The organism is Dactylosporangium sp. NPDC051485 (assembly GCF_040682015.1).
Taxonomy (GTDB): Bacteria; Actinomycetota; Actinomycetes; order Mycobacteriales; family Micromonosporaceae; genus Dactylosporangium.
This window is the reverse complement of record NZ_JBFAZW010000016.1, coordinates 77999-98324: the sequence shown is the minus strand read 5'-3', so window position 1 is coordinate 98324 and position 20326 is coordinate 77999. Positions and strand designations below refer to the sequence as shown.

General features: G+C 68.4%; 19 protein-coding genes. 1 reads left to right on the top strand and 18 read right to left on the bottom strand.

Annotated elements, in window-relative coordinates; translation table 11 throughout:
• Positions 1–44: 44 nt before the first annotated feature.
• From AB0M46_RS11990 to AB0M46_RS11925, 14 genes are all read right to left on the bottom strand, one after another.
• Positions 45–809: an SDR family NAD(P)-dependent oxidoreductase gene (locus tag AB0M46_RS11990; RefSeq protein ID WP_363335095.1), complete on the bottom strand. Its 765-nt coding sequence runs from the start codon at positions 807–809 to the stop codon at positions 45–47.
• Positions 806–2398 carry an acyl-CoA reductase gene (locus AB0M46_RS11985; protein ID WP_363335093.1) on the bottom strand — a complete coding sequence of 531 codons (1593 nt, stop codon included), beginning with the start codon at positions 2396–2398 and terminating at the stop codon, positions 806–808. The genes AB0M46_RS11990 and AB0M46_RS11985 overlap by 4 nt, the downstream gene beginning before the upstream one ends.
• A 16-nt stretch (positions 2399–2414) precedes the next feature.
• On the bottom strand, positions 2415–3803 hold the full coding sequence (locus tag AB0M46_RS11980; protein WP_363335092.1) for a hypothetical protein: 1389 nt from the start codon (positions 3801–3803) through the stop codon (positions 2415–2417).
• A 101-nt stretch (positions 3804–3904) separates the two neighbouring features.
• Complete coding sequence (locus AB0M46_RS11975) at positions 3905–4765, bottom strand: VOC family protein (protein ID WP_363335090.1); 861 nt, start codon at positions 4763–4765, stop codon at positions 3905–3907.
• A 4-nt stretch (positions 4766–4769) separates the two neighbouring features.
• On the bottom strand, positions 4770–5687 hold the full coding sequence (locus AB0M46_RS11970) for an alpha/beta hydrolase (RefSeq protein WP_363335088.1): 918 nt from the start codon (positions 5685–5687) through the stop codon (positions 4770–4772).
• A gap of 1 nt (position 5688) precedes the next feature.
• Entirely contained in the window at positions 5689–6456 is a 768-nt protein-coding gene (locus tag AB0M46_RS11965) for a phytanoyl-CoA dioxygenase family protein (RefSeq protein ID WP_363335086.1), read from the bottom strand.
• Between the two features lie 37 nt (positions 6457–6493).
• The gene (locus tag AB0M46_RS11960; protein ID WP_363335085.1) at positions 6494–7021 is read right to left on the bottom strand and encodes a cupin domain-containing protein; all 528 of its coding nucleotides are present in this window, start codon (positions 7019–7021) and stop codon (positions 6494–6496) included.
• A 2-nt stretch (positions 7022–7023) separates the two neighbouring features.
• The gene (locus tag AB0M46_RS11955; RefSeq protein ID WP_363335083.1) at positions 7024–7512 is read right to left on the bottom strand and encodes a hypothetical protein; all 489 of its coding nucleotides are present in this window, start codon (positions 7510–7512) and stop codon (positions 7024–7026) included.
• Positions 7513–7526: 14 nt separating this feature from the next.
• Entirely contained in the window at positions 7527–9620 is a 2094-nt protein-coding gene (locus tag AB0M46_RS11950; RefSeq protein WP_363335081.1) for an AAA family ATPase, read from the bottom strand.
• Between the two features lie 118 nt (positions 9621–9738).
• Positions 9739–10719, bottom strand: a complete 981-nt coding sequence (locus AB0M46_RS11945; RefSeq protein WP_363335080.1) for an ABC transporter substrate-binding protein — start codon at positions 10717–10719, stop codon at positions 9739–9741.
• A 131-nt stretch (positions 10720–10850) separates the two neighbouring features.
• Positions 10851–11720, bottom strand: a complete 870-nt coding sequence (locus AB0M46_RS11940) for an NrtA/SsuA/CpmA family ABC transporter substrate-binding protein (protein WP_363335078.1) — start codon at positions 11718–11720, stop codon at positions 10851–10853.
• A gap of 236 nt (positions 11721–11956) precedes the next feature.
• A complete protein-coding gene (locus AB0M46_RS11935) occupies positions 11957–12766 on the bottom strand; it encodes an ABC transporter permease subunit (protein WP_363335077.1) in 810 nt (269 codons plus the stop codon).
• A complete protein-coding gene (locus tag AB0M46_RS11930) occupies positions 12763–13716 on the bottom strand; it encodes an ABC transporter ATP-binding protein (protein ID WP_363335075.1) in 954 nt (317 codons plus the stop codon). The genes AB0M46_RS11935 and AB0M46_RS11930 overlap by 4 nt, the downstream gene beginning before the upstream one ends.
• A 4-nt stretch (positions 13717–13720) precedes the next feature.
• Positions 13721–14497 carry an ABC transporter permease subunit gene (locus AB0M46_RS11925; RefSeq protein WP_363335074.1) on the bottom strand — a complete coding sequence of 259 codons (777 nt, stop codon included), beginning with the start codon at positions 14495–14497 and terminating at the stop codon, positions 13721–13723.
• 564 nt (positions 14498–15061) lie between these two features.
• On the opposite strand from AB0M46_RS11925, the gene AB0M46_RS11920 reads away from it, so the two are divergent.
• Positions 15062–15763 carry a fumarylacetoacetate hydrolase family protein gene (locus tag AB0M46_RS11920; RefSeq protein WP_363335072.1) on the top strand — a complete coding sequence of 234 codons (702 nt, stop codon included), beginning with the start codon at positions 15062–15064 and terminating at the stop codon, positions 15761–15763.
• 108 nt (positions 15764–15871) lie between these two features.
• On the opposite strand, the gene AB0M46_RS11915 is transcribed toward AB0M46_RS11920, so the two are convergent.
• From AB0M46_RS11915 to AB0M46_RS11900, 4 genes are read right to left on the bottom strand one after another with little or no spacing between them, the layout of a single operon-like run.
• Positions 15872–16747: a hypothetical protein gene (locus AB0M46_RS11915; RefSeq protein WP_363335070.1), complete on the bottom strand. Its 876-nt coding sequence runs from the start codon at positions 16745–16747 to the stop codon at positions 15872–15874.
• Between the two features lie 15 nt (positions 16748–16762).
• Complete coding sequence (locus AB0M46_RS11910) at positions 16763–17956, bottom strand: CoA transferase (RefSeq protein WP_363335068.1); 1194 nt, start codon at positions 17954–17956, stop codon at positions 16763–16765.
• Entirely contained in the window at positions 17953–19098 is a 1146-nt protein-coding gene (locus AB0M46_RS11905) for a CoA transferase (RefSeq protein WP_363335066.1), read from the bottom strand. The genes AB0M46_RS11910 and AB0M46_RS11905 overlap by 4 nt, the downstream gene beginning before the upstream one ends.
• A gap of 3 nt (positions 19099–19101) precedes the next feature.
• On the bottom strand, positions 19102–20325 hold the full coding sequence (locus tag AB0M46_RS11900) for a MaoC family dehydratase N-terminal domain-containing protein (RefSeq protein WP_363335064.1): 1224 nt from the start codon (positions 20323–20325) through the stop codon (positions 19102–19104).
• Position 20326 lies beyond the last annotated feature (1 nt).

Sequence of the window (20326 nt, the reverse complement as noted above, 5' to 3'; positions counted from 1 at the left end):
CTGCGGAACTCACTGACTTGTCTCCTCTGTACAGACGGCCACGATCAGCCCTGCTGCGCGGACGGGCGAAGGAGCACCTCGTTGATCGCGATCCTTCGCCGGCGCGTGACGATGTACTCCACCAACTCTGCGATATCGACGTCCTGGAGCGGCTCGACGTGGGCCCAGCGCGCCTGCATCTGCGCCTGCAGCTCGGGCGTGTTGTGGCTGGCGAGTTCGGTGTCGACCCGGCCCGGTTCGATGATGCTGACGCGGACCCCACGCGCGGAGAGCTCCTGCCGTAACGCCTCCCCCAGCCCGCCCACACCGAACTTGGTGGCGTTGTAGACCGCCGCGCCGGCCTGCGCATGCCGGCCCGAAACGCTGCTGATGAGCAGCAGGTCGGCAACGCTGTTCGGTGTCTGCGCGGCGGTGGCGACGAGATGCGGCATGACCGCGTGCGCCGTGAAGATCAGGCCCAGCAAGTTGGTCTCTGCCATCTGGCGCGACTGCGCCGGCGTCATGTCGAGGAACGGTCCGAGCACCATCAGGCCCGCACTGGCCACGGCGATGTCGAGGCGGCCGAAGTGGTCGACCGCCCGTTCGACGGCGGCGTGCACGTCCTGCTCGCTGCGGATGTCAACGGGCAACGCGAGGGACCGCGCCCCCGCCTCGGCGATGTCCTGCGCGACGGCATCGAGCCGATCCCCGCGACGGGCCAGGAGCACCACGTCGGCCCCTGCGGCCGCGAGCTGCCGCGCCGTTGCCGCGCCGATTCCGCTGCTGGCGCCGGTCACGAGCGCAACCCGCCCCGACAGCGAGACGCTCATCGCTCGCCGTCCGGCGTCGTCGCGGCGATCACGGCGTCCAGCGTCTGCGGAACCACCGGACTGGCATCCGCCTCCGCGGAAGCTTCGCCGGAATCCGGCCGGGACGACGCGTAGGTCGCCCTGGCCGGCTGGCTGCGTTGGTCGACAATCCACTTGCACATGCGGCGTTCGAGTTCGAGCCCGTCGTGGGGCGCGCGCCCCGTGTGCTCGCTGGAGTAGCCGAGCGACACGAAGCGCTGGACGCCGTACAAGGGGGCGACGTCCAGCAGCTGCTCCTTCAGGCTTTCCGGGTACACCCCGACCGTCTGCGTGTACGCGTCGAGGTAGCCGAGGACGTCCTGCAGCGAGTCGAGCGGCACGATGTTGACCGTCCGGTCCTGCAACAGGCCGACGAAGTCGATCGGGTCGGGAAGCTGTGAGACGACAACGGCGCCTTCGTCGTCTTCGCCACCGATGACGTTGTAGAACTCTTCCTGCAGGCGCAGCGAGTCGACGTTCGACCGCAGCTCCGCGTCGTAGGTCTTGGGCTTGGTCGTCAGCCCTGCGGGCAGCCCCAGCAGTTCCTCGTAGACATAGGTGCCCAGCCGGTTGGCAAGCTCGACGCCGTCGGGCCGGCCGCCGGTGATGGCGTAGGCCACCCGCGACGCCGAGCACGGTTCCTGGTTACCGGTGCCGACATCGACGGCGAGGCGTACCGCAACCTGCCGGAGGTCGTCGTCGCTGGAAACCGACGACAGGTCGATGACGCTGCAGCTGTACTTCGGGTCCAGGCTGATGAGTTCGAGCCCGGGCTGAATGTAGCGCGTCACATGCCGGACGCTGGCCAGCCCACCCCACGCGATGATCTTCTCGATGTTGTGCGGCTGGCAGATCGTCCGTTCGACCTCCTCGTCCCCGCCGCGCCAGTACGCGATCGAGACGTGCCTGGTCATCGGGTGGTCCGGTGCGTACTCGCACATGGTCAGTCCGAGCGCGACCGCGACGAACGGATTGTTCGACGGTGTCTTGATGATGGCGTCGGACCGGGTGAACGCGTTCTTGATCAACGTGCCGGCGGCCGCGCCGACGGAATTGCCGGGGATGATGTGCAGCGTGCGCGCGCCGAAGGCGCGCACCGAAACGGTGGTGCCGTTGTGCAGTGGCGTGTCGACCCATCCGTTGAGGTAGTCCAGCCCGACCGTGCAGTCAGCCATCTCCCGGACCGCGTCACGGGAGAACCGGCGGGCCAGTCCGCGAAACGCATTGTCGATCAGGGGTTTGGTCGCGTGCGCCGTGGCGTAGGTCAGGCTGCGCGCCCAACGCAGGTGCTCGTTCGTGGCGATGTCCAGGCGGCTGCCGAGGCCTTCGAGGTAGTCCAGGATGTCGTCGAAGGAGAGGTCGTAGAGGTCGGCCTGCTGGGCCGGACTCGCCAGCGGCAGCTGCCGGGCATACTGACGCGGATCCGGCGTACGAAAGGTTGTCGAGCCGCCACGCCCGGCGAACTCGATCAGGCTGTCCGTGACCACGCGGCCACGAATGATTGCCGGAACGACCGGGCTTTCCGCCTCGGTGAGCGACCCGGATGCCGCTGCCTCGCTGATCGTCGACATCGTCCCCCCTCCTGGATTAGAAGTCGTTCAAGAACTGCATCGCGTCGGCATGCGCCTGGGGTGTCGCCGCGCAACTGATCTTGTCGTCGCCGCCGCGCTTCTCGCTCAGCCGAACGATGTCCGGGCCGAGGTGTTGCGTGGTGGCCCCGCACGCGCACGGCCCGTCGTAGTCGAGCTCCACCTCGTCACCGGTCATGAGACCACCCCAGTGACTGTCGGTCATCAGGTTGAAGAAGGCGAAGCGGCCGGTTTGCACCCCGCGGCGCGGCAGCAGCGCGCTCGTATCGGGATCCAGGACGTAGGGAATGACCCACGGCTGCAGGTGGTAGCGGCCGGCGGAGCACATCACCTGCTGGTCGGTGAGCTCACTCATGGAGTAGCCGATCAGCACCCGGACGTCGAGGAACTTCTTCAGCGTGTCCATCCAGTCCGGTGGCAGGCTGCGCCCCTTCGCGCCGCCGGTCAGGTGGACGACCGAGCGGGAGGAGAACGACCAGGTCTCGGACTGCTCAACGTGCGGAAGGGCGATCTCGAACAGGTCGTGCGGCATGATCGTCCAGAGCACGTGTTGCCCTTGCAGTTGCTCGATCTCGGCAAGCCAGCGCGCCCTCGTGTCCTCGTCGCGGTCGCGCGATCGCCTGAGCTCGTCGCGTCGCGCAAGCAGCGACTCCGGCACGTCGACGCGACTCGAGTCCCCCTGGGCGGCGGCGAGCCGCAGCCGCGAGGCCAGCCACAGCAGGTCCGCGCTCGGACGCTGCTCGGTGGCCACGTGCGTGTATCCGGGCCGGCCGAAGGTGATCGCCTCCGAGCCTAGGTCGCGGCGGTCGAAGCGGGTCGAGGTGCGGATGTAGTGGAACGGCTCGCGCAGCAGGACATCATCCGGCTCTTCGCCGTACACCTGTAGGTGCGTCATCCGGCGGATGCTCCAGATCCGGACCAGGTCCTGCTTCGACCACGGGAAGAACGACATCGTTCCGCTGGTCCCGCTCGAATGAAAAATGTCGATGTCGGTCTGCGCGGATACGGTGTTGAGCCACTGGTCGATGCTCGTGCATCCGGTGAGGTCCACGCTCGTCACCGGCACCGACGTGAGCTTGCCGATCCACTCGGTCAGCCTGCCGAACTGCTGCCGCGCCAGGAGCGAGATCGGGTACGACTTGTACATCGTGTGCTCGAAGAGCAGTGGCACCACGTCGGCGAGGTCATCGATCGCGGTGACGCCTTGGCGCCCGGCCAGCCTCGCGACCATGGGAATGCTCTCGACGTGCTGCGCGAAGCGGAGCGCCAGCCCGCGGCGTTGCATGTCGAGCATGGATTCGCGCTCGATCGAGTGCATGGCCGTGTACGAGTTTCCGAAGTACGCTGCCGGTTCTGCCAGAAGATCGTGCAGATCCACTTCTTGCACCCTACGTCCTCCTCCACGGTATCGACATTTCGACGCTTACCAAGTTGCTGGCCGCCGGCGGACGCCGCGGCGACGGATCGGGCATACCGGCCTGTGACCGGTCACGACTGCCACGGCTGCGGTTCGGCGAGGGGCGATTGCCAGACGTCGCGCGACTCGGGCCTGTTGGGCAGGATGCGCGGGCGGTGGGTCTCATCGTCCACGCGGGGGTGGTCCGTGCAGAACTCGACCGCGAAACCGCGCGCCTCGTCCTTGAGATACACGCTGATCGAGCCGGACGGCGCATGGCGCAGGATGTCGTCGCGCAACGCGACCCCGTGCTTCATCGCGTTGCTCCGGAACCGCATCACGTCGTCCAGTGAGGACACCTGAATGCAGAAGTGGTTGAAGGCGAAGGCGTTCGTCCGGAGCAGGACGAGCGAATGGTGGTAGCGGTTACCGGCCCGGTAGAAGTTGACCTTGTCGTCGATCCGATCGGAGAGCTTGAAGCCCAGGGCGTTCTCGTAAAACTGCGACGTGGCGTCGTAGTTCGCGGTCCCCCATCCGGCGTGCAGGAACGTCTCGATCGTCACGCCGTTGGAGAGCGGAGCCACCCCTCGCTCGATCATCCCGGTGTACAGCTCGACGTCGGCGCCACCCGGATCGCGGAACCGCACCCAGTGCTCGACGCGGTCCTTCCGCAGGTCGCCGCCCTCGGTGTACTCGATCCCGTGCTGGCGAAGCGCCGACCGGGCCTGCGCGAGGGCGTCCTCGTCGGCGACCTCGTAGGCGATGCGCTTCATGCCCTGGCCGTTGCCCTCCTCCAGGCGGACCCAGTGGTGCTCGAGCCCGCCGGTCAGGAAGGCCGTGTTTCCTACCACCTCGGCGACCTCGAGGCGAGCGAACCGCGTGTAGAACTCGATGGCCTCCCGAAGATTGCTGACGCCGATCCCCAAGTACCCAAGCCCCTGTACCGTGCTCAATGGCCTATGCCTTCCCAGCGTCGGATTCATGGTCCGTGCGACGGAAGAAGCGCCGAGCCAAGGTGTTGAACTCGTCCGCGAACTCCAACTGCGCCCAGTGGCCACACTTGCGGAAGATGTGCAGCTGAGCATCGTCGATCGCGCTCAGCGTCCGCACGCTCACCTCATACGGGATGATCTTGTCGTCGTAGCCGTGCACGATCAGCGTCTTGGCGCGCACGTCCGCCAGGTCAGCCGCGTCCAGCTTGGTATCGCTGCCGGAATGTGCCGCGTCGTGGAACATCTGGCGGTACGCCTCGAACGCACCCGGCTCGACGCTGGCGCGGTATCGCTCTTCGACCAGCTCGTCCGTGACGACGGACGGGTCGTAGGCGAAGCCGCGCAGTACCGTGCCCATCTCTTCGAGGGTGGGCTGGTAGTTGCGGGTGACCGCGAGCGCTGGGGTGGTTCCCGTACGCAGTGCGCCCGACCCCATCAGGATCAGCTTGTCCAGCCGCTGCGGATGCTCGAGCGCGACACCCAGGGCGATCCGCGCACCGAGCGAGTTGCCGATGATGTGGGTCTTCTCGATCCCGAGCGCGTCGAGGAATCCGATCACGTGCGCGAGCCAGCTGGCCGGCCCGTAGACCGTGCCCTCCGGCCGGGAGGTGTAGCCGAAGCCCAGGATGTCCGGCGCCAGCACTCGATATTCCTGTCCGATCGGGTCGATCGTCCGCTTCCAGTTCGCCCATGCGGACACGCCCGGCCCGGAGCCGTGCAGCAGCAATACCGGAGCACCGCTGCCGGCCTCGTGGTAATGCGTCTTGATGTCGCCGACCATGACGGTCCGGCTCTGCGCGCCAACCGACGAGGTCGGGTCGGTGGCGGCTGGGTGATCAGTCACGCTCATGTGTTCTCCGTACAGAATGTGCCCGTCGCTCACGTCAGCCGTGCGCGATCAGCGGAAAGGCCGGATTGTCGAAGGGCTCGTTCGGGCCGAGGCCCAACAGGTCGATCTCCTCGTGCGGTGCGCCGGTGTAGAGCGTGGCGGCGTCGAAGTACGTCCACGCAAAGGACATCCGCGGCTCGGCGCCGGTGTGCTCGTCGACCCCGTGGACGGTCAACGAGTTGTGGATCGTCGCGTCGCCGGGCTCGAAGCCAAGCTCGGGCGACAGGCCGAGGTCCGCGAGCCACGGGTGCTGGCTGAGCGCGTCATCGCCGTCGCGCACGTAGGACCGGCCGAGCGTGCCGTACCGGTGGGAACGCTCGTAGAACCACAGCGACCCCGCTTCGGGGCGCACCGGCACCAGCGCCAGCCACACGGTCAGCATCGCTGAGCGGTCCATCGGCATCCAGGCGAAATCCTGGTGGAACACCGGCGGCGACGGGGCGCTCTGGACAGGTTCGCGGATGATGAGGCTGTCCAGGCGCAGCCGCAGTTGCGGCCGGCCGGGCAGCAGCCTCGACGCGTTGTCCGCCATGACGCGGGAGAACACCGGCGCGGCGAAGTCCTCGTCGACGCCAGCCACTCGACGGTCTCGGGCGTACGATTCAGCCAGCGCGGTCGGCCCCTGCGTACGACGCAGCCGCGCCGCCTTGTCGGCCAGGCGGCTGACCAGAGCCGGTTGCGCCAGGCGCTTCGCGTGCAGCCACCCGTGTTCCTGGAAGAAGTCGACCTCATCGTCCCGGAGGGCTCGAATCGGATCAGTCATGGGTCGCCACCGGCACCCGCCACGCCAACGGCATGAGCTAGCCCTCGTACTCGGGCGACGTGGAGAGCTGTTCGATCGTCTCTCCCAGCGCCGTGTGGAACGGCTCGAACCGGAACGCAATCCACTTGGCCGGCTTGTCCCCGGTGTTGAAGTGCTGGTGCTCGACACCGCCGGGCACGACCGGAAGCAGGACGAGGTCGCCTTCCTTCCAGTCGATGCGCTCACCCTCGCACGTGGTGTAGCCCTCGCCGTAGAGGACGTAGATCGCCAGACCGCCCTGGTGACGGTGACAACCGGAGTAGGTGCGGATCTCGTGGGTCAGGACACTCCACTCCGACAAGGCGGGAAGGTTCTCCGGCTCCTCGTCGCGGTCGTAGGCCTCCTCCTCCAGGTAGAACTCGATCAGCCCTTGGCGGTTCTGCTCCGTCGGCACATCGTTGACCGACAAAACGATCTTGCCGCGCCGCTTGCGGGCCTCAATTTTGGCCCGCTCCTTCAGCGACTTCTCGTAGATGGTCTCCTGCTGGGGCTCACGGTCCCGCAGCCGTTCCTGTGTGGTCGCCATGCTCACACTCCCTCTTCCGGGGCGTCCTCGAGCTGCTCGAAGCCGCTGCCCCGATCGACTCCGAACAGGTCGATCATGTTCGGCTCGACGACGAGCAGCTTCGCCACCTCGTCGGAGTCGTTGAATACCTGGAACTCATGCCCCTCCTCCAGCGGCGGCAGCGCGATGAGGTCGGTGGCCTCCCACGCGTGTTCCTTGCCGTCGACCACGGCACGCCCGTAGCCGGTCAGCGCGAACGCCACCAGGTTGCCCTGCAGGCGCTGTTTGCCGGTCCGGCTTCCCGGCGGGATCTCGTATCGGCAGAAGATCAGGCTGTTCGACGCGTGCGGGCTGCCCGGGTAGAGGTACCAGCGCATGGTGCCGTGCCGATTCGTTTCCAGCACCGCTTCGTCCTCGGAGATCTTGAGCTTGCGACCTGTGCGCGCTGCGCGCTCGGCGTCGCGCCGTGCCAGCAGCTTGTCAAAAATCGTGGTCGGTGCGGTCATGCCCATGCCCTTTCCATGTGCTAGTTGGCGTGAAGGTCGTCGAGCACTCGCCGCACGGCGGCGGCGAGCTGCTCGGGCCGGATCGCGGCACCGGCGTCGTCGCCTTCGAGCGCGGCGGCCCGGACCAGAAGCTCCAGACGCGCTCCGGTCCAGCCGTTCGATTGCTGCACGACGGCTTCCAGCGTCTGCGGGTCGAGGTCGCAGAGCCCGAACGCGTCCAGGTAGCCCCTCACGATCGCCAGGCGATCAGCGTCGTCCGGCAGTGCCACGTCGAAGTGCAGGCCGAGACGGCCCGCGCGCAGGAGGCCTTCGTCGATGTCCGAGCGAACGCCTGTGGTACCGATGACGAGCACGCCGGCGTTACGCGGATTGTCCAGCTCGGTCAGCAGCTCGTTCTTGACCCGGCGCGCCGCAGCCTCGCCGTCGTGCCCGCCGAAGGACTCGATCTGATCGAGCACGACGACGGCCGGGCGTAGGTTGCGGGCAAGCTCGAATGCGTCGCGAATCGCTTCCTCCGATTCGCCGAGCCACTTGCTGAACACGTCGGTCGGCCGCAGCACCACGAGGTTGGCGCCGAGCTCCCCGGCGAGTCCTTCGGCCAGTGCGGTCTTGCCGACTCCGCTTTCGCCGTACAACAGGATCCCCTGCCGGGCCAGCGGCGACCCCGGCTCCAGCGACGCCCGCCCGAATCGCAGCAGGCGCGACTTCAGCTGCGCACCGCCCCAGATGCGGTCCCAGCCGGGCGGGACCATGAGAGCGCCGGCCCGGCGGCCGTTGGTCGGCTGAACCGTGGCCAGGGCGTGCTCGAAGTCAGCAGTCTCGACCGCGACCGTGCCGGGCACCTCCGCCGGATCAGCCGGACCCTGACGGTCGTGGTATGCCCGGCGTACCGCGACGAGCCCCGCCTCACGGCACAGCGCCATGAGGTCGGCACCCACATACCCTGGCGTGCGTCGCGCCAGCTCGGGCAGCCACTTGACCGTGGCGGCGGCGAGCGGCATGGGCCGGGTGTGGATGGCGAGGATCTCGCCGCGCGCCGGTTCGTCCGGTGGACCGACCCACAGCTCGCGGTCGAACCGCCCCGGTCGCCGCAGGGCCGAGTCGATCGATTCGAGCCGGTTCGTGGTGCCGAGTACCACCACGCCCTCCAGCCCGATCAGCCCGTCCAGGCAGCTCAAGACCTGGCTCACCACACGGACATCGGCCTGCGCCCCACTCGCGCCCCGCTCCGGAACCAGCGCATCCAGCTCGTCGATGATGACCAGCGCGGGCGCGTTCTCCGCCGCATCGCGGAACAGCCGGCGCAGCGCGGCCTCGGTCTCGCCGTATCGCATCCCGACCAGCTCCGGCCCGCCGACCGCGATCGCGTGGACGCCCAGCTCGCCGGCCGTCGCCCGAGCGAGGTGGGTCTTGCCGACGCCGGGCGGGCCATGCAGGATCAGCCCCCGCGGCACGTGTACGCCGGCCTCCCGGTACAGGTCCGGCCGCTTCAGCGGTAGCTCGAGGTAGGACCGCAGGATGTCGATCTCGTCCTGCAGACCGCCGACCTCGACATAGCCACTGACGCCGGCGACCTCCAGCTCACCTGCGTACGCGATGTCGAGCTCGGTGTCCGCCGTGACGACACCCCGTGCCGGCTCGCAAGCGGCGACCCGCACGAAGCAGCCCGCCGTGTCCGAGTCGCCGACGACCTCGAGCACCCGTGCGACGGCCACCGGCTGCCCGACGAGGCGGCGCCGCAGGGCGGCCTCGAAGCGGCGCGACGTCTGCTGCTGACCATCGACGCTGACGAGCACGCGCACGTGCCGGATCGGCTCCGCGGTCTCGTGGCGCAGCGACACGTCATCGCCGATGCAACAGCCGAGGAGCCGGCGGTCGAGGAAGGGCACGAACACCTCGTCGGTATCCCCGTCCCACACACGATCCAGCCGGCCGAGCACTGTGCGCTCGCCCGCGGTGATCGCCACCACGTCGCCGGCCGCGAAACCAGCACTACGACCGTCGCGATCGGGACGGAGTCGCAGCGCGAATGATCCGGAGTCTCGGGCGCCACTGGGTCGCAGCGGTGCGGAGAACTCCTGACCTGCCTGGGCCGAATCCGCGTTCCCGGTCATGCGCTGACCCCACCTTTCTTGTCGATGTCGATGTCGATGTCACCGGCACGTTCTCGTCCGGACGGTCTCCCCCGCTCGGGTCTGCCATGCGTCGTGACCCGGTTGGGGAACGCGTGGCTCAGCCGCGCGCGTCGGCGAATCGTTTGGTGGCGATGTCGGACGGTTTGGGCAGCGTGGACACGTCCTGCGTGGCGCCTAGGATCTTGTAGTTGTCGAGCACCATCTGCTCGGTGTATTCGCCCGACGTCGGATAGCCCTTCAGCCCCGCCGCAGACTTGGTCGCCACCTCAGGTGTCTCCTTGAACGGCGGCGCGGTGAGAATCTGGACCGCGAGCGGCTGGTCATTCTGGAGCTTCACCACGGTCTGGTACCAGGCCGTGAGCACCCTCTTCACAACCTCCGGGTGGGCATCCACGTAGTCCTTCGCCCCGATCCAGACGCTGAACTCCTTCGCCTCCACGGCGTAGTCCACGACGGTCACCGCCTTGCCCGAGGTGAGCAACCGCCAGGAGACCGGCGGCGACATGAACGCGGCATCGACCTTGCCTTCGAGCAGGGCCGACTCCTTGCCGGCAGCGCCGACCGAGACCACGTCGGCTTTGATGCCGTGCGTTTGCAGCGTGTACCGGACGAACTGGTCGCCCGCGTCGCCCGGACTGCCGATGCCGATCTTCTTGCCGGCGAGCTGGCTGACCTCGGTGATGCCGGAGCCGGTCTTGGCCATCAGGTGGTAACCGTAGGCACTGTCCAGCGCAGGACCGATGATGACGATGTTCGCGCCACCCTTGATCGCGTTCACCGCGGCACTCAGCGCCGAGGTGGACAGCGGCGCGACCCCGCTGACCACGCCCGTCACCAGCGCCGCACCGTTCTGTACCGGCGAGACCTCGAACTTGATGCCGTTCTTGGCGGCAATGCCCTCGCTGTTCGCCGCGTACAGCGGCATCCACACGTCGCTCACCTCGGGCGGGAAGGCGAGCACCTTCACCGTCTGCACGCCGGCGGAGGCCCCATCAGACGCCCCGCTCGATCCCGCCTCATTCGAGGCGCACGCGCTCAACACCAGACTCAGGGCGACTACCCCGGCGCCGATGGCCACGGTCCGTCTGATCGACGACCGCCGCCGTGGGCCCGCGCCGGGCGCAGCCACCGATCCTAAAAGAGCACTCATGGGTTATCTCCACTCACCGAATTGACGGCATTCGAAAGCCACCGAAGATGGCACGTGACTCAGCCGCGTACGTCGGCGAATCGCTTGGTGGCGATGTCGGACGGTTTGGGCAGCGTGGACACGTCCTGCGTGGCGCCCAGGACCTTGTAGTTGTCGAGCACCATCTGCTCGGTGTATTCGCCCGACGTCGGATAGCCCTTCAGCCCCGCCGCAGACTTGGTCGCCACCTCCGGCGTCTCCTTGAACGGCGGCGCGGTCAGGATCTGGACCGCGAGCGGCTGGTCATTCTGGAGCTTCACCACGGTCTGGTACCAGGCCGTGAGCACCTTCCGCACAACCTCCGGATGGGCATCCACGTAGTCCTTCGCCCCGATCCAGACGCTGAACTCCTTCGCCTCCACCGCGTAGTCCACAACAGTCGTCGCCTTGCCCGAGGTGAGCAACCGCCAGGAGTTCGGCGGCGACTGGAACGCGGCATCGACCTTGCCTTCGAGCAGGGCCGACTCCTGGCCGGCTGACCCGACCGAGACCAGGTCGGCCTTGATGCCGTGCTTCTGCAGCGTGTACCGGACGAACTGGTCGCCCGCACCGCCCGGACCGGAAACGCCGATCTTCTTGCCGGCCAGCTGGCTGACCTCGGTGATGCCGGAGCCTGCCTTGGCCATCAGGTGGTAGCCGTAGGAACTGTCCAGCGCGGGACCGATGATGACGATGTTCGCGCCACCCTTGATCGCGTTCACCGCAGCGCCCAGCGCCGAGGTGGACAACGGCGCGACCCCGCTGACCACGCCGGTCACCAGCGCCGCACCGTTCTGTACCGGCGAGACCTCGAACTTGATGCCGTTCTTGGCAGCAATGCCCTCGCTGTTCGCCGCATACAGCGGCATCCACACGTCGCTCACCTCGGGCGGGAGCGCGAGCACCTTCACCGTCTGCACCTCGCCGGAGCCCCCAGCAGACGCGCTGCTCGAGCCGGCCTCATTCGAGCCGCACGCGCTCAACACCAGCCCCAGGGCCACTGCCCCGGCGCCGATGGTCGCGGTCCGTCTGATCGACGACCGCCGCCGAGGACCCGCGCCGGCCGCACCCACCGATCTGAAAAGAGTATTCATGAGCTATCTCCATTCACCGAATTGACGGCGTTCGGAAGCAAACGAATAGGCTGCTAAGGATTGACGCCGTTATGCCGCAGAAGGCTGCGCTCGACAATCGTGATCAGGACGTGAAGTCCGCCGATAAGGGTCAGGACCGTGATGACCCCGACGTAGATCTGCGGCGTGATGAACAGCGCCGCCGCATTCGTGATGTAGTAACCGATGCCGCCGGTGGAGGCGAGCATCTCACCGAGCACCACGCAGATATAGGTAATGCTGGCACTCAATCGAATGCCCGCGAAGATGCCGGGCAGGCAGCCGGGCAGGATGCCCTTGCGGATGGTGAGCGTGCGAGACGCTCCGACGCTGCGAAACAGGCGCACCATCGACTGGTCGACCGCCATCAACGCCGATGCCGACATCAGGGCCATGAAGATCATGCCGACGAACGCACCGAAGATGACTTTGCTCTCCGTGCCGAATCCGAACCAGAGCGTCATGAGCGGGTAGATGATGACGTGCGGCACGGCGTAGATCGAGCGCAGCGTGCCGAGCAAGGGCCGCAAGGCCTTCGTACTGACCAAGGTCAACGCGATGGCGAGGCCGCCGACCCATGCGATCAGCAGGGCCACGACCAGCTCCAGCAGGGTCGTGCCAACCTGGGTCAGGACGTTGTCCCAGGTCTCGCGACCCGCCTGCCACACCGCCGCCGGCGTCGGCAGGATCAGCCGATCCAGGACCCGCGCGGCAGCGAGGATGTACCACAGCACACCGACGAATGCCGCGCTGCCCACGACCAGCAGGACGAACTTCCAGTCGTAGACCGTCTTCTTCCGGCGGGCAACGAGCCCCTCCGAGTCGACGGCCACCGTTGCGGTCATGACGGCCTCGCGCCGTCGGCTCCAGCGCCGCCGCCCGGCACCTGCGCGGCCGGGCGCAACGCGGCGTACAGCCGGCCGCGGATCTCCGCGAAGTCCGGTCGCGCCATCAGTGACAGGTCCCGGGGACGGCTGAACGGAATCTCGATGTGGTCACCGGCCCGGCCGGGCGCGGAACCGGTCAGCGCGATCACCTCGTCGGACAGGAAGATGGCCTCGGACAGGCTGTGCGTGATGAACACGACCGTCGTGTTGAGCCGCTCCCACACCCGCAGCAGCTCGGCGCCCATCTCATCGCGGGACTGCTCATCCAGTGCCGCGAACGGCTCGTCCATCAACAGCACGTCGGGGTTCGTGACCAACCCGCGCGCCAGGGCGACCCGCTGCCGCATGCCGCCCGACAGCTCATTCGGGTACGACTGCCAGTTCCGGGAGAGGCCGACGAGGTCGAGCACCTGGCGCGCCCGCTCGGTGCGCTCCTTCTTGTTGACCTTCGCAACCTCGAGCGGCAGCGCGACGTTGTCCAGCGCCGTGCGCCACGGCAGCAGCGAGGGGTCCTGAAAGACGATTCCCGTACTGCGCGGCCGCGGCCCCGTCACGGGCTCGCCGCCGATCGTCGCGCTGCCGGACGTCAGCGGCACCAGGCCCGCGAGCACCATCATCAGGCTCGTCTTCCCGCACCCGCTGGGTCCGACGAGGCTGACGAACCGACCTGGCTGGATCCGGATGTTCACGTCCGACACCGCGTGCACCATCTCCGAGGTCGCCGACTTGCGGTACCAGACCGACACGTCGCGCAGCTCGATCTCGCCCTTGCGGTTCGATGGCGCTTGCGCGCCGAGTGTGGTCGCCGAGCCGTCGGAGGCAGGACCTGTCGCGCTGGCCGACACCTGGGCGCCCTGGGCAACTCGCGCCGGGCCGACAGCGGCCTGGCCGGAGCGCTCGGAATTCATACGACTAAGCATCGATTCGCCATTTCGATAGTCTTTTTTCGAGCCTGTGCAGAAGTGCGTTTATGATGATCGTGATCGTGGCTACGATCACGATTCCCGCGAATACGTTCGGCACGTCATTGACGGTCGACCAGTTGTGAATCAGGAATCCAATACCGGCGCTGGAGATGTAGAGCTCCGCCAGCATCACCCCGGAAATAATGAGGATGACGTTGAGCCGCAACGCCTCGACCAGCAGCGGCAGCATGGCCGGGAAGTAGACCCGCCAGAGGAATCGGAACCGGCCCATGCCCACGGCCTTGCACATCGCCTTGACCCGTCCCTCGACCGCGTACGTACCCGCGGCCGTCGCGACGATCATCACCAGAAGACCCTCGATGGGGGCATAAATGATCTTCTGCCAGTAGTTGACGCCGACGATCACGATGAGGATCGGCATGAAGACGAACTTCGGCGTGCCGATCGCCGCCGACAGCAGCATCTGCACGAACGCGCCGGCTCGCCTGCGGCGCTGCTCCAGCTCGCTCAACAGGTAGCCGAGGACGATCGCGAGCGGCGTCGACAGGATGAACGCGCCGAGCACCTCGAGGCCGGATATCCCGAGATTGTGCAGGCCGTCCTGCGAGGTGAGGATGCGGCCCGCGGCCACCGCCGTATCGCCGACCTTCGGCAACACGTTCTCGCTGACGACGCCGGTCTCGGTGAACAGAGCCCACAACGCGATGACGACGGCGACGACCGACCACTGCAGCGTCGGTGCGTAGAACCGGCTGCTGGTCACGGACCGCCGCACGGTCGGCGCATCCCCACGCGGGCCGGTGGTCGATCCGGACGGTCGGGACGAGCCTGCCACGGGCGTGCCGGTAGGGGACGCGTCAGTGTCCAAGGCTACGGTGGCGGGCCCGTCTGTCGGACTTGGTACCATACGGCTTCCCTTCGCCTTCCGGGTTCCCCGAATTTCCTGCACGCCGGGCCGAGCGGCAAGGTGAGCGACCCATTGGATGAGACTGGCGTCACACGCCTGTAACCCAGCCGCAACAAGCCGCCCAGAGCATGCAGCGCCCCTGCGACCGCGACGTGCTGCGTGGGAGAGCGGCCGGGTCGTACCGGTTGCCGGTGCGTACGCGCCCGCAAGACGGCGGTGCCACTGTTCGGGACCGTTTCCTTGCCCTCGGTAGGCACTCTTGTCAGGCTCGTGGGCACCTGTGCGTCCGTGGACACGATCCAGATCGGTGGTTCGGAGACTATGACCATCACCAACGAGGCGACGGAGCGCGAACGTCGTATCGCACTCGCGGCAGAGCGACTCGAGACGGCATATGCCACATCGGCTCCGTGTGCGCCTGTGCGCGACATACTCGGCCGGACGGACATCGATCTCGCCTACGCCGTGCAGCTGCACCTCACCCGCCGGCGGGTCGAATCCGGCCGCAGTGTGCTGGGCCGGAAGATCGGGTTGACGTCGGCGGCGGTGCAGCGGCAGGTGGGCGTGGATCGGCCAGATTTCGGAGTGCTGTTCGACGACATGTTGGTCACCGACGGTGCACTGCCGCCCGGGCGACTGCTGCAGCCGAGGGTGGAGGCCGAGATCGCGTTCGTGCTCGACCGCGACCTCGACGCCGACCGCATCGACGTGGCCACGGCCAGAGCGGCCGTCGCGTACGCCACCGCCGCGCTCGAGGTCGTGGACAGTCGCATCAGCAACTGGGACATCAGCATCACCGACACCATCGCGGACAACGCCTCGAGTGGCATGTTCGTGCTCGGCGCACAACGCGTCCCCGTGACCGTGTTCGAGCCCCGCGACGTGACGATGTCGATGACCCTCGACGGGCGGGAGGTGTCCACCGGCACCGGACGCGACTGCCTGGGTGACCCGCTGGCCGCGCTCACCTGGCTCGCCAACACCGTCCGCGATCTCGGCGAACCTTTGCGCGCCGGAGAGGTCGTGCTCTCCGGCGCGCTCGGCCCACTGGTGGCGCTGCCGGCCGGCGCACACGTGCGGGCCACCATCTCCACGCTCGGCCCGGTGGACCTGACCTCCTGAACCGCGCGACCGCCTCCATACACGTGGCGCCGGCGGCATCCCGGGCGCGAACCGTTGCCGCCTCGCGCCCGGGCGAACCCGGTGGACCTGGCCTCCTGAACCAGGCCCTCAGATCCCGAACCGCGCGACCGCCTCCATACACGTGGCGCCGGCGGCATTCCGGGCGACCACCGTCAACGACGGCGGCTCGGCGGCGTCGACCCCCAGGACGATCGGCCGGTCGACGAACAGTGGCGCGACGCCCCGGAAGGTGAACTGCTCCAGCCTCGCGTCCGGCCGGCGGCCACGGGCGAACAGCTGCAGGAGCGTGGCCGTCAGCGGCCCGTGGACCACCAGATCCGGGTAGCCCTCCTCCGCGGTCGCGTAGGTGCGGTCGTAGTGGATGCGGTGGCCGTTCGACGTCAGCGCCGAGTAGCGGAACAGCATCGTCGGGTCGGGGACAACCGCGTCGCGGTCGGGTGCTCCGGCGTCATCGGCCGCCGGGGCGGCGCCGGCCGTCACCTGATGTCCACGGTAGACAATGTCCTGCACCTCCTCGATCCGCAGGACCCCCTCGCACTCGATCGTGTGCCGGACCTTGACGAACACGAGGTCGCCCGAGCGGCCGGAGGTCGACCGGACCTGCACGATCTCGCTATGCCGACGGCCCGCGGCGCCGGCGGGCAGGGGTGCGCGGTAGTGGACATCGCTGCCGGCCCACATCCGCCGCGGCAACTCCACGGGCGGCAGGAAGCCGCCGCGTCGCGGGTGGCCGTCGACGCCGAGCTCGCCGCGGCGAACGAATGGGTTGAAGTAGAGCCAGTGCCAGCCGGGCGGCAGCGGGTCGCCCGGCCCCAGGTCGAGGTCCAGGTCGAGGGTGGCCGCAAGGTTGCGTGCCCGGCTCAGGTCGAGCACCTCGTCGACGACCTCGGTCCGTCCGATCCACTCCTGCCACGGCTGAGCCGGCGCGGCCGGCACGGTCACGTCATTGCCCTGTCGCGTCACTGCCAACTCCTCGAACTAGTGGATGACACCATCGTCGACCAGCCGTTCCCGCTCGCGCCGAGCCAGGCCCAGCAGTGCGCCGTAGACGTACTCCTCCGCCTCGCCGAGCTCCGGGGTGCCGGACCGGAGGCCGACCTCGGACGTCGTGCTGAACCGGATCGGGCTGCCGACCGCCGCGCGCACGCCGGCGCCCGGCACGTCGACGTCGACGATGGCCGCCCGCTGCCGGAGGTGCTCGTCGGCGGCGAGCTCGGCCACCGACCACGAGACGTGCGCCGCGACGCCGTGGCTCTGCAGCAGGGCCACGGACTCCTCGCCGCTGCGCCGGCATGTCCAGGCGCCGACCTCCCGGTCCAGGTCCTCCCGGTGGCGGTACCGCGCCGCCGGGGTGTCGAACCGCGGGTCGCCGGCCAGATCGGTCCGGTGCATCGCCTCCAGCAGACCGGCCCACGCCTCGTCGCCGCCGGCGACGATCGTGATCCACCGGTCGTCCTCGGCAGTGGGATAGACGCCGTGCGGTGCGATGCCCTCATGCTCGTTGCCACGGCGCTCGGGCCGCTCTCCCGCGTCGGCCCGCAACAAGGCGTCGCCGGCGAACGCGGCCGCGACGTCCCGGGCCGACACGTCGACATGGCAGCCGCAGCCCGTCGCCCTGCGCCGCTGGAGCGCGGCGAGCGTCGCCACCGCGGCGTGCATCCCGACTGCGTGGTCCATCACGTGACGGATTTCGGTGGGTGGGCCTCCGACGTATCCGGTCAGGTAGCCGAGTCCGCCCCAGGCGCCGAACATCGGCGCGTAGCCGGAGAAGTGCGAGTCGGGACCCGACTGCCCGCTGGCGGAGATGGATACCATGACGATGTCTTCGCGCGCCGTGCGCATCTCGGCGTACCCGACCCCGAGGCGGTCCAGGACGCCGGGACGGAAGCTCTCGGCCACGACGTCGGACAGCGCCGCCAACCGAAGCGCGAGCGGCGGACCCTCCCGGTGCTTGAGGTTGAGGCGGATCGACCGTTTGACCGACGAGACCTGGTCGAACGTGGCCGCGTGCATGCGGCCGTACACGGGGTGCGGCCGGCGGAAGATGTCGGGACGCAGCGCGGTCTCGACCTTGATGCATTCGGCGCCGAGCTGGGCCAGCATGTGGGTGCAGAACGGTCCGGCCGCATGGGCCGTGAAGTCGAGGATGCGCAGGCCGTCGAGGGGGGTCATGCCGCCACCGTGCTGACCGGCCAGGGGCCTGGGTCCGCTCGGGCGGAGTCGAGCGCCGGCGGGCCGGACCGCAGCTCCAGGGGCTGCCCGTCGATCAGGTACGGGCTGGTGACGATGCGCAGCGGTCCCAGGCCGTCGACCTCCACGCTCGCCGTTGTGCCACGCGCGAGCGTGTGCGGCGAGTCCAGCACCTCGCGCGGCGCGTCGTACTTCGCCATCGGCAGGCCGAGCGCCTGCGCCCGCTCAACCAGCGACCGCACATCGTGCTGCTTCGCCCATTCGCGGATGCGCGCGTTGATGGCCGGGCCGTCGAGACCGCGCTCGACGGGGTCGTCGTAACGCGCAACGGTCGCCCAGCCGGGCCGCCCCATCAGCTCGACCAGGGCGGCCCACTGGCGTTCCTCCAGCGTGAGCAGTTCCACGTACCCGTCGGCGCACTCGACCACGCCGCCGTAGCGAAACGACCGAGTCGACCGGTGCTCGACCGACCCGTCACCGTGTCGCTGGACTGCGAACGCCGCGAGTGCCACCGCGGCGTCCTGGATGGACACGTCGGCCAGCTGACCGCCCACCGCGGGGCGTGCCCAGAGCGCGGCCAGGGCGGCCAGCGCGGCCGCGGTCCCGCCCTGCAACTCGGCGAAGTGCCCGTGGATCTTCAACGGTGGCGCCTGCGGGAACATCTCCGCCGACAGCCCGTTCGGCATGAGGAACCCTTCGCTGGCGGCGTGGATGAGGTTGAGCTCCGATGCCGCCCAGCCCGCCTTCGGGCCGGTCAGCCCGAATGGCCGAACGCTGACCACAACCAAGTCGGGATGACTCCGGGTGAGGTCGCTCGTGGCATCCACTGTGGACAATGCGTCGTCGAGCAGGACGTCGGCTTCCGACAGCAGGCGGTCGAGCCCGGCAGCCTCGTCGCACACGATGCTGCGCTTGCCGGCACTGAGGTAGGCGAACATGACGCCCAGGTCCGATCGTTCGGCGAAGAAGGGCGGGAGCCGGCGCAGCGCGCTGCCCCCGGGTGGCTCGATGAGGAGGACGTCCGCGCCGAGCGTGCCGAGGAGCCGGCCCGCGTACGCGGCGGCGACGCCGTGCCCGCGCTCAACGACCCGGATCCCCGACAGCGGAAGTGTGGCCGCTTGCATCGGCTATCGCTCCCGGGCGGCACCGGATCCGAACCGCAGCCCCAGCGTGACGTCGCGACCGTCGAAGAACACCGGCACGCCCACGTCCCGCGACGGGAGCATCACCGTCGCACTGCCCGGCGTCGTGACCACGCCATTCTGGTTCTCGCCCCAGATCTCGAGGTCCACCAGCGCCTGGCCGTCGACGTGCCGCTTGCCTGAGACCCGTCCCTTGCACCAGGTGGTGTCGCCCATGGTGTTGAAGCGGCGCATCTCGGTTCGGATGTGCTTGAGGAAACCGGCGTCGCCCATCCAGTTCGTGACCAGCGAGCACATCCACGACGAACGCTGCGGGCCGTAGTCGTAGGTGCCGGGCACGCCCACCTCTTTCGCGACCGACTCGCGGTGGTGGCCGATGCCGGTGTACTCGACGCCGCCGCCTGCCTCGGGATTGCGGAAGAAGTGGCCGGGGTGCTTCTTGGCCGCCTTGAGCACGACGCCGTGGGTGTGGCCGCGGCCGCAGCCGACCAGGAAGCCCATGGTGTCCATCAGCGACAGCGGGCCGCGCACGATAGGCGGCAGCACATCGCCGACCTGCACGTCCTCCCAGTAGAGCACCGAGTTGCCGGTCATGCGCTCCTCTTCGCGCAGCGCGGCCTCCTCGATGGCCTCGAACTCCTCGGCCGTGTACTCGTGCTGGACGATGTCCTTGTACTTCCCGGCATCCCGCGCGGCCTTGCGCTCGTGGCGGGTACAGGTGCCCAGTGCCCGCGCGACGATCTCACCCCGCTGGTTGGCGTAGGTGCCCTCGACGTACTGCAGGACCAGCCGGCCCGAGAACTTGCTCTGCTTCTCCTCGACGCCGACCACGCGCTCGATGGCCGAGATCCGGTCGCCGGGCCGGATGTGCTGGAACAGCTCCCACTCGTTGCCGGCGTAGAAGCCGTGCACGCCCGGCAGGCCCCACCGGGTGCGGCCGATCCACCCGAACGCCATGGGGAACATCGGGTGGGAGAGCGTCGATCCGTAGCGGGAAAGGCGTCCGTACTCGGCATCCCGGTACAGGGGGTTGAGGTCGCCGATACCGTTGCAGAAGTTGCGGATGGTATCGGCCGTCGCGTCCTGCAGATACGGTCCCTCCGGCCGGAGTTGCAGACCGATCATGCGCTTCGCGGCGGCGATACCCTCGTCGGTGATCAGTCCCTGTTCCGGGGCGGCGCCGATCGCGGCCTCCGTGGCAGCCGTCATG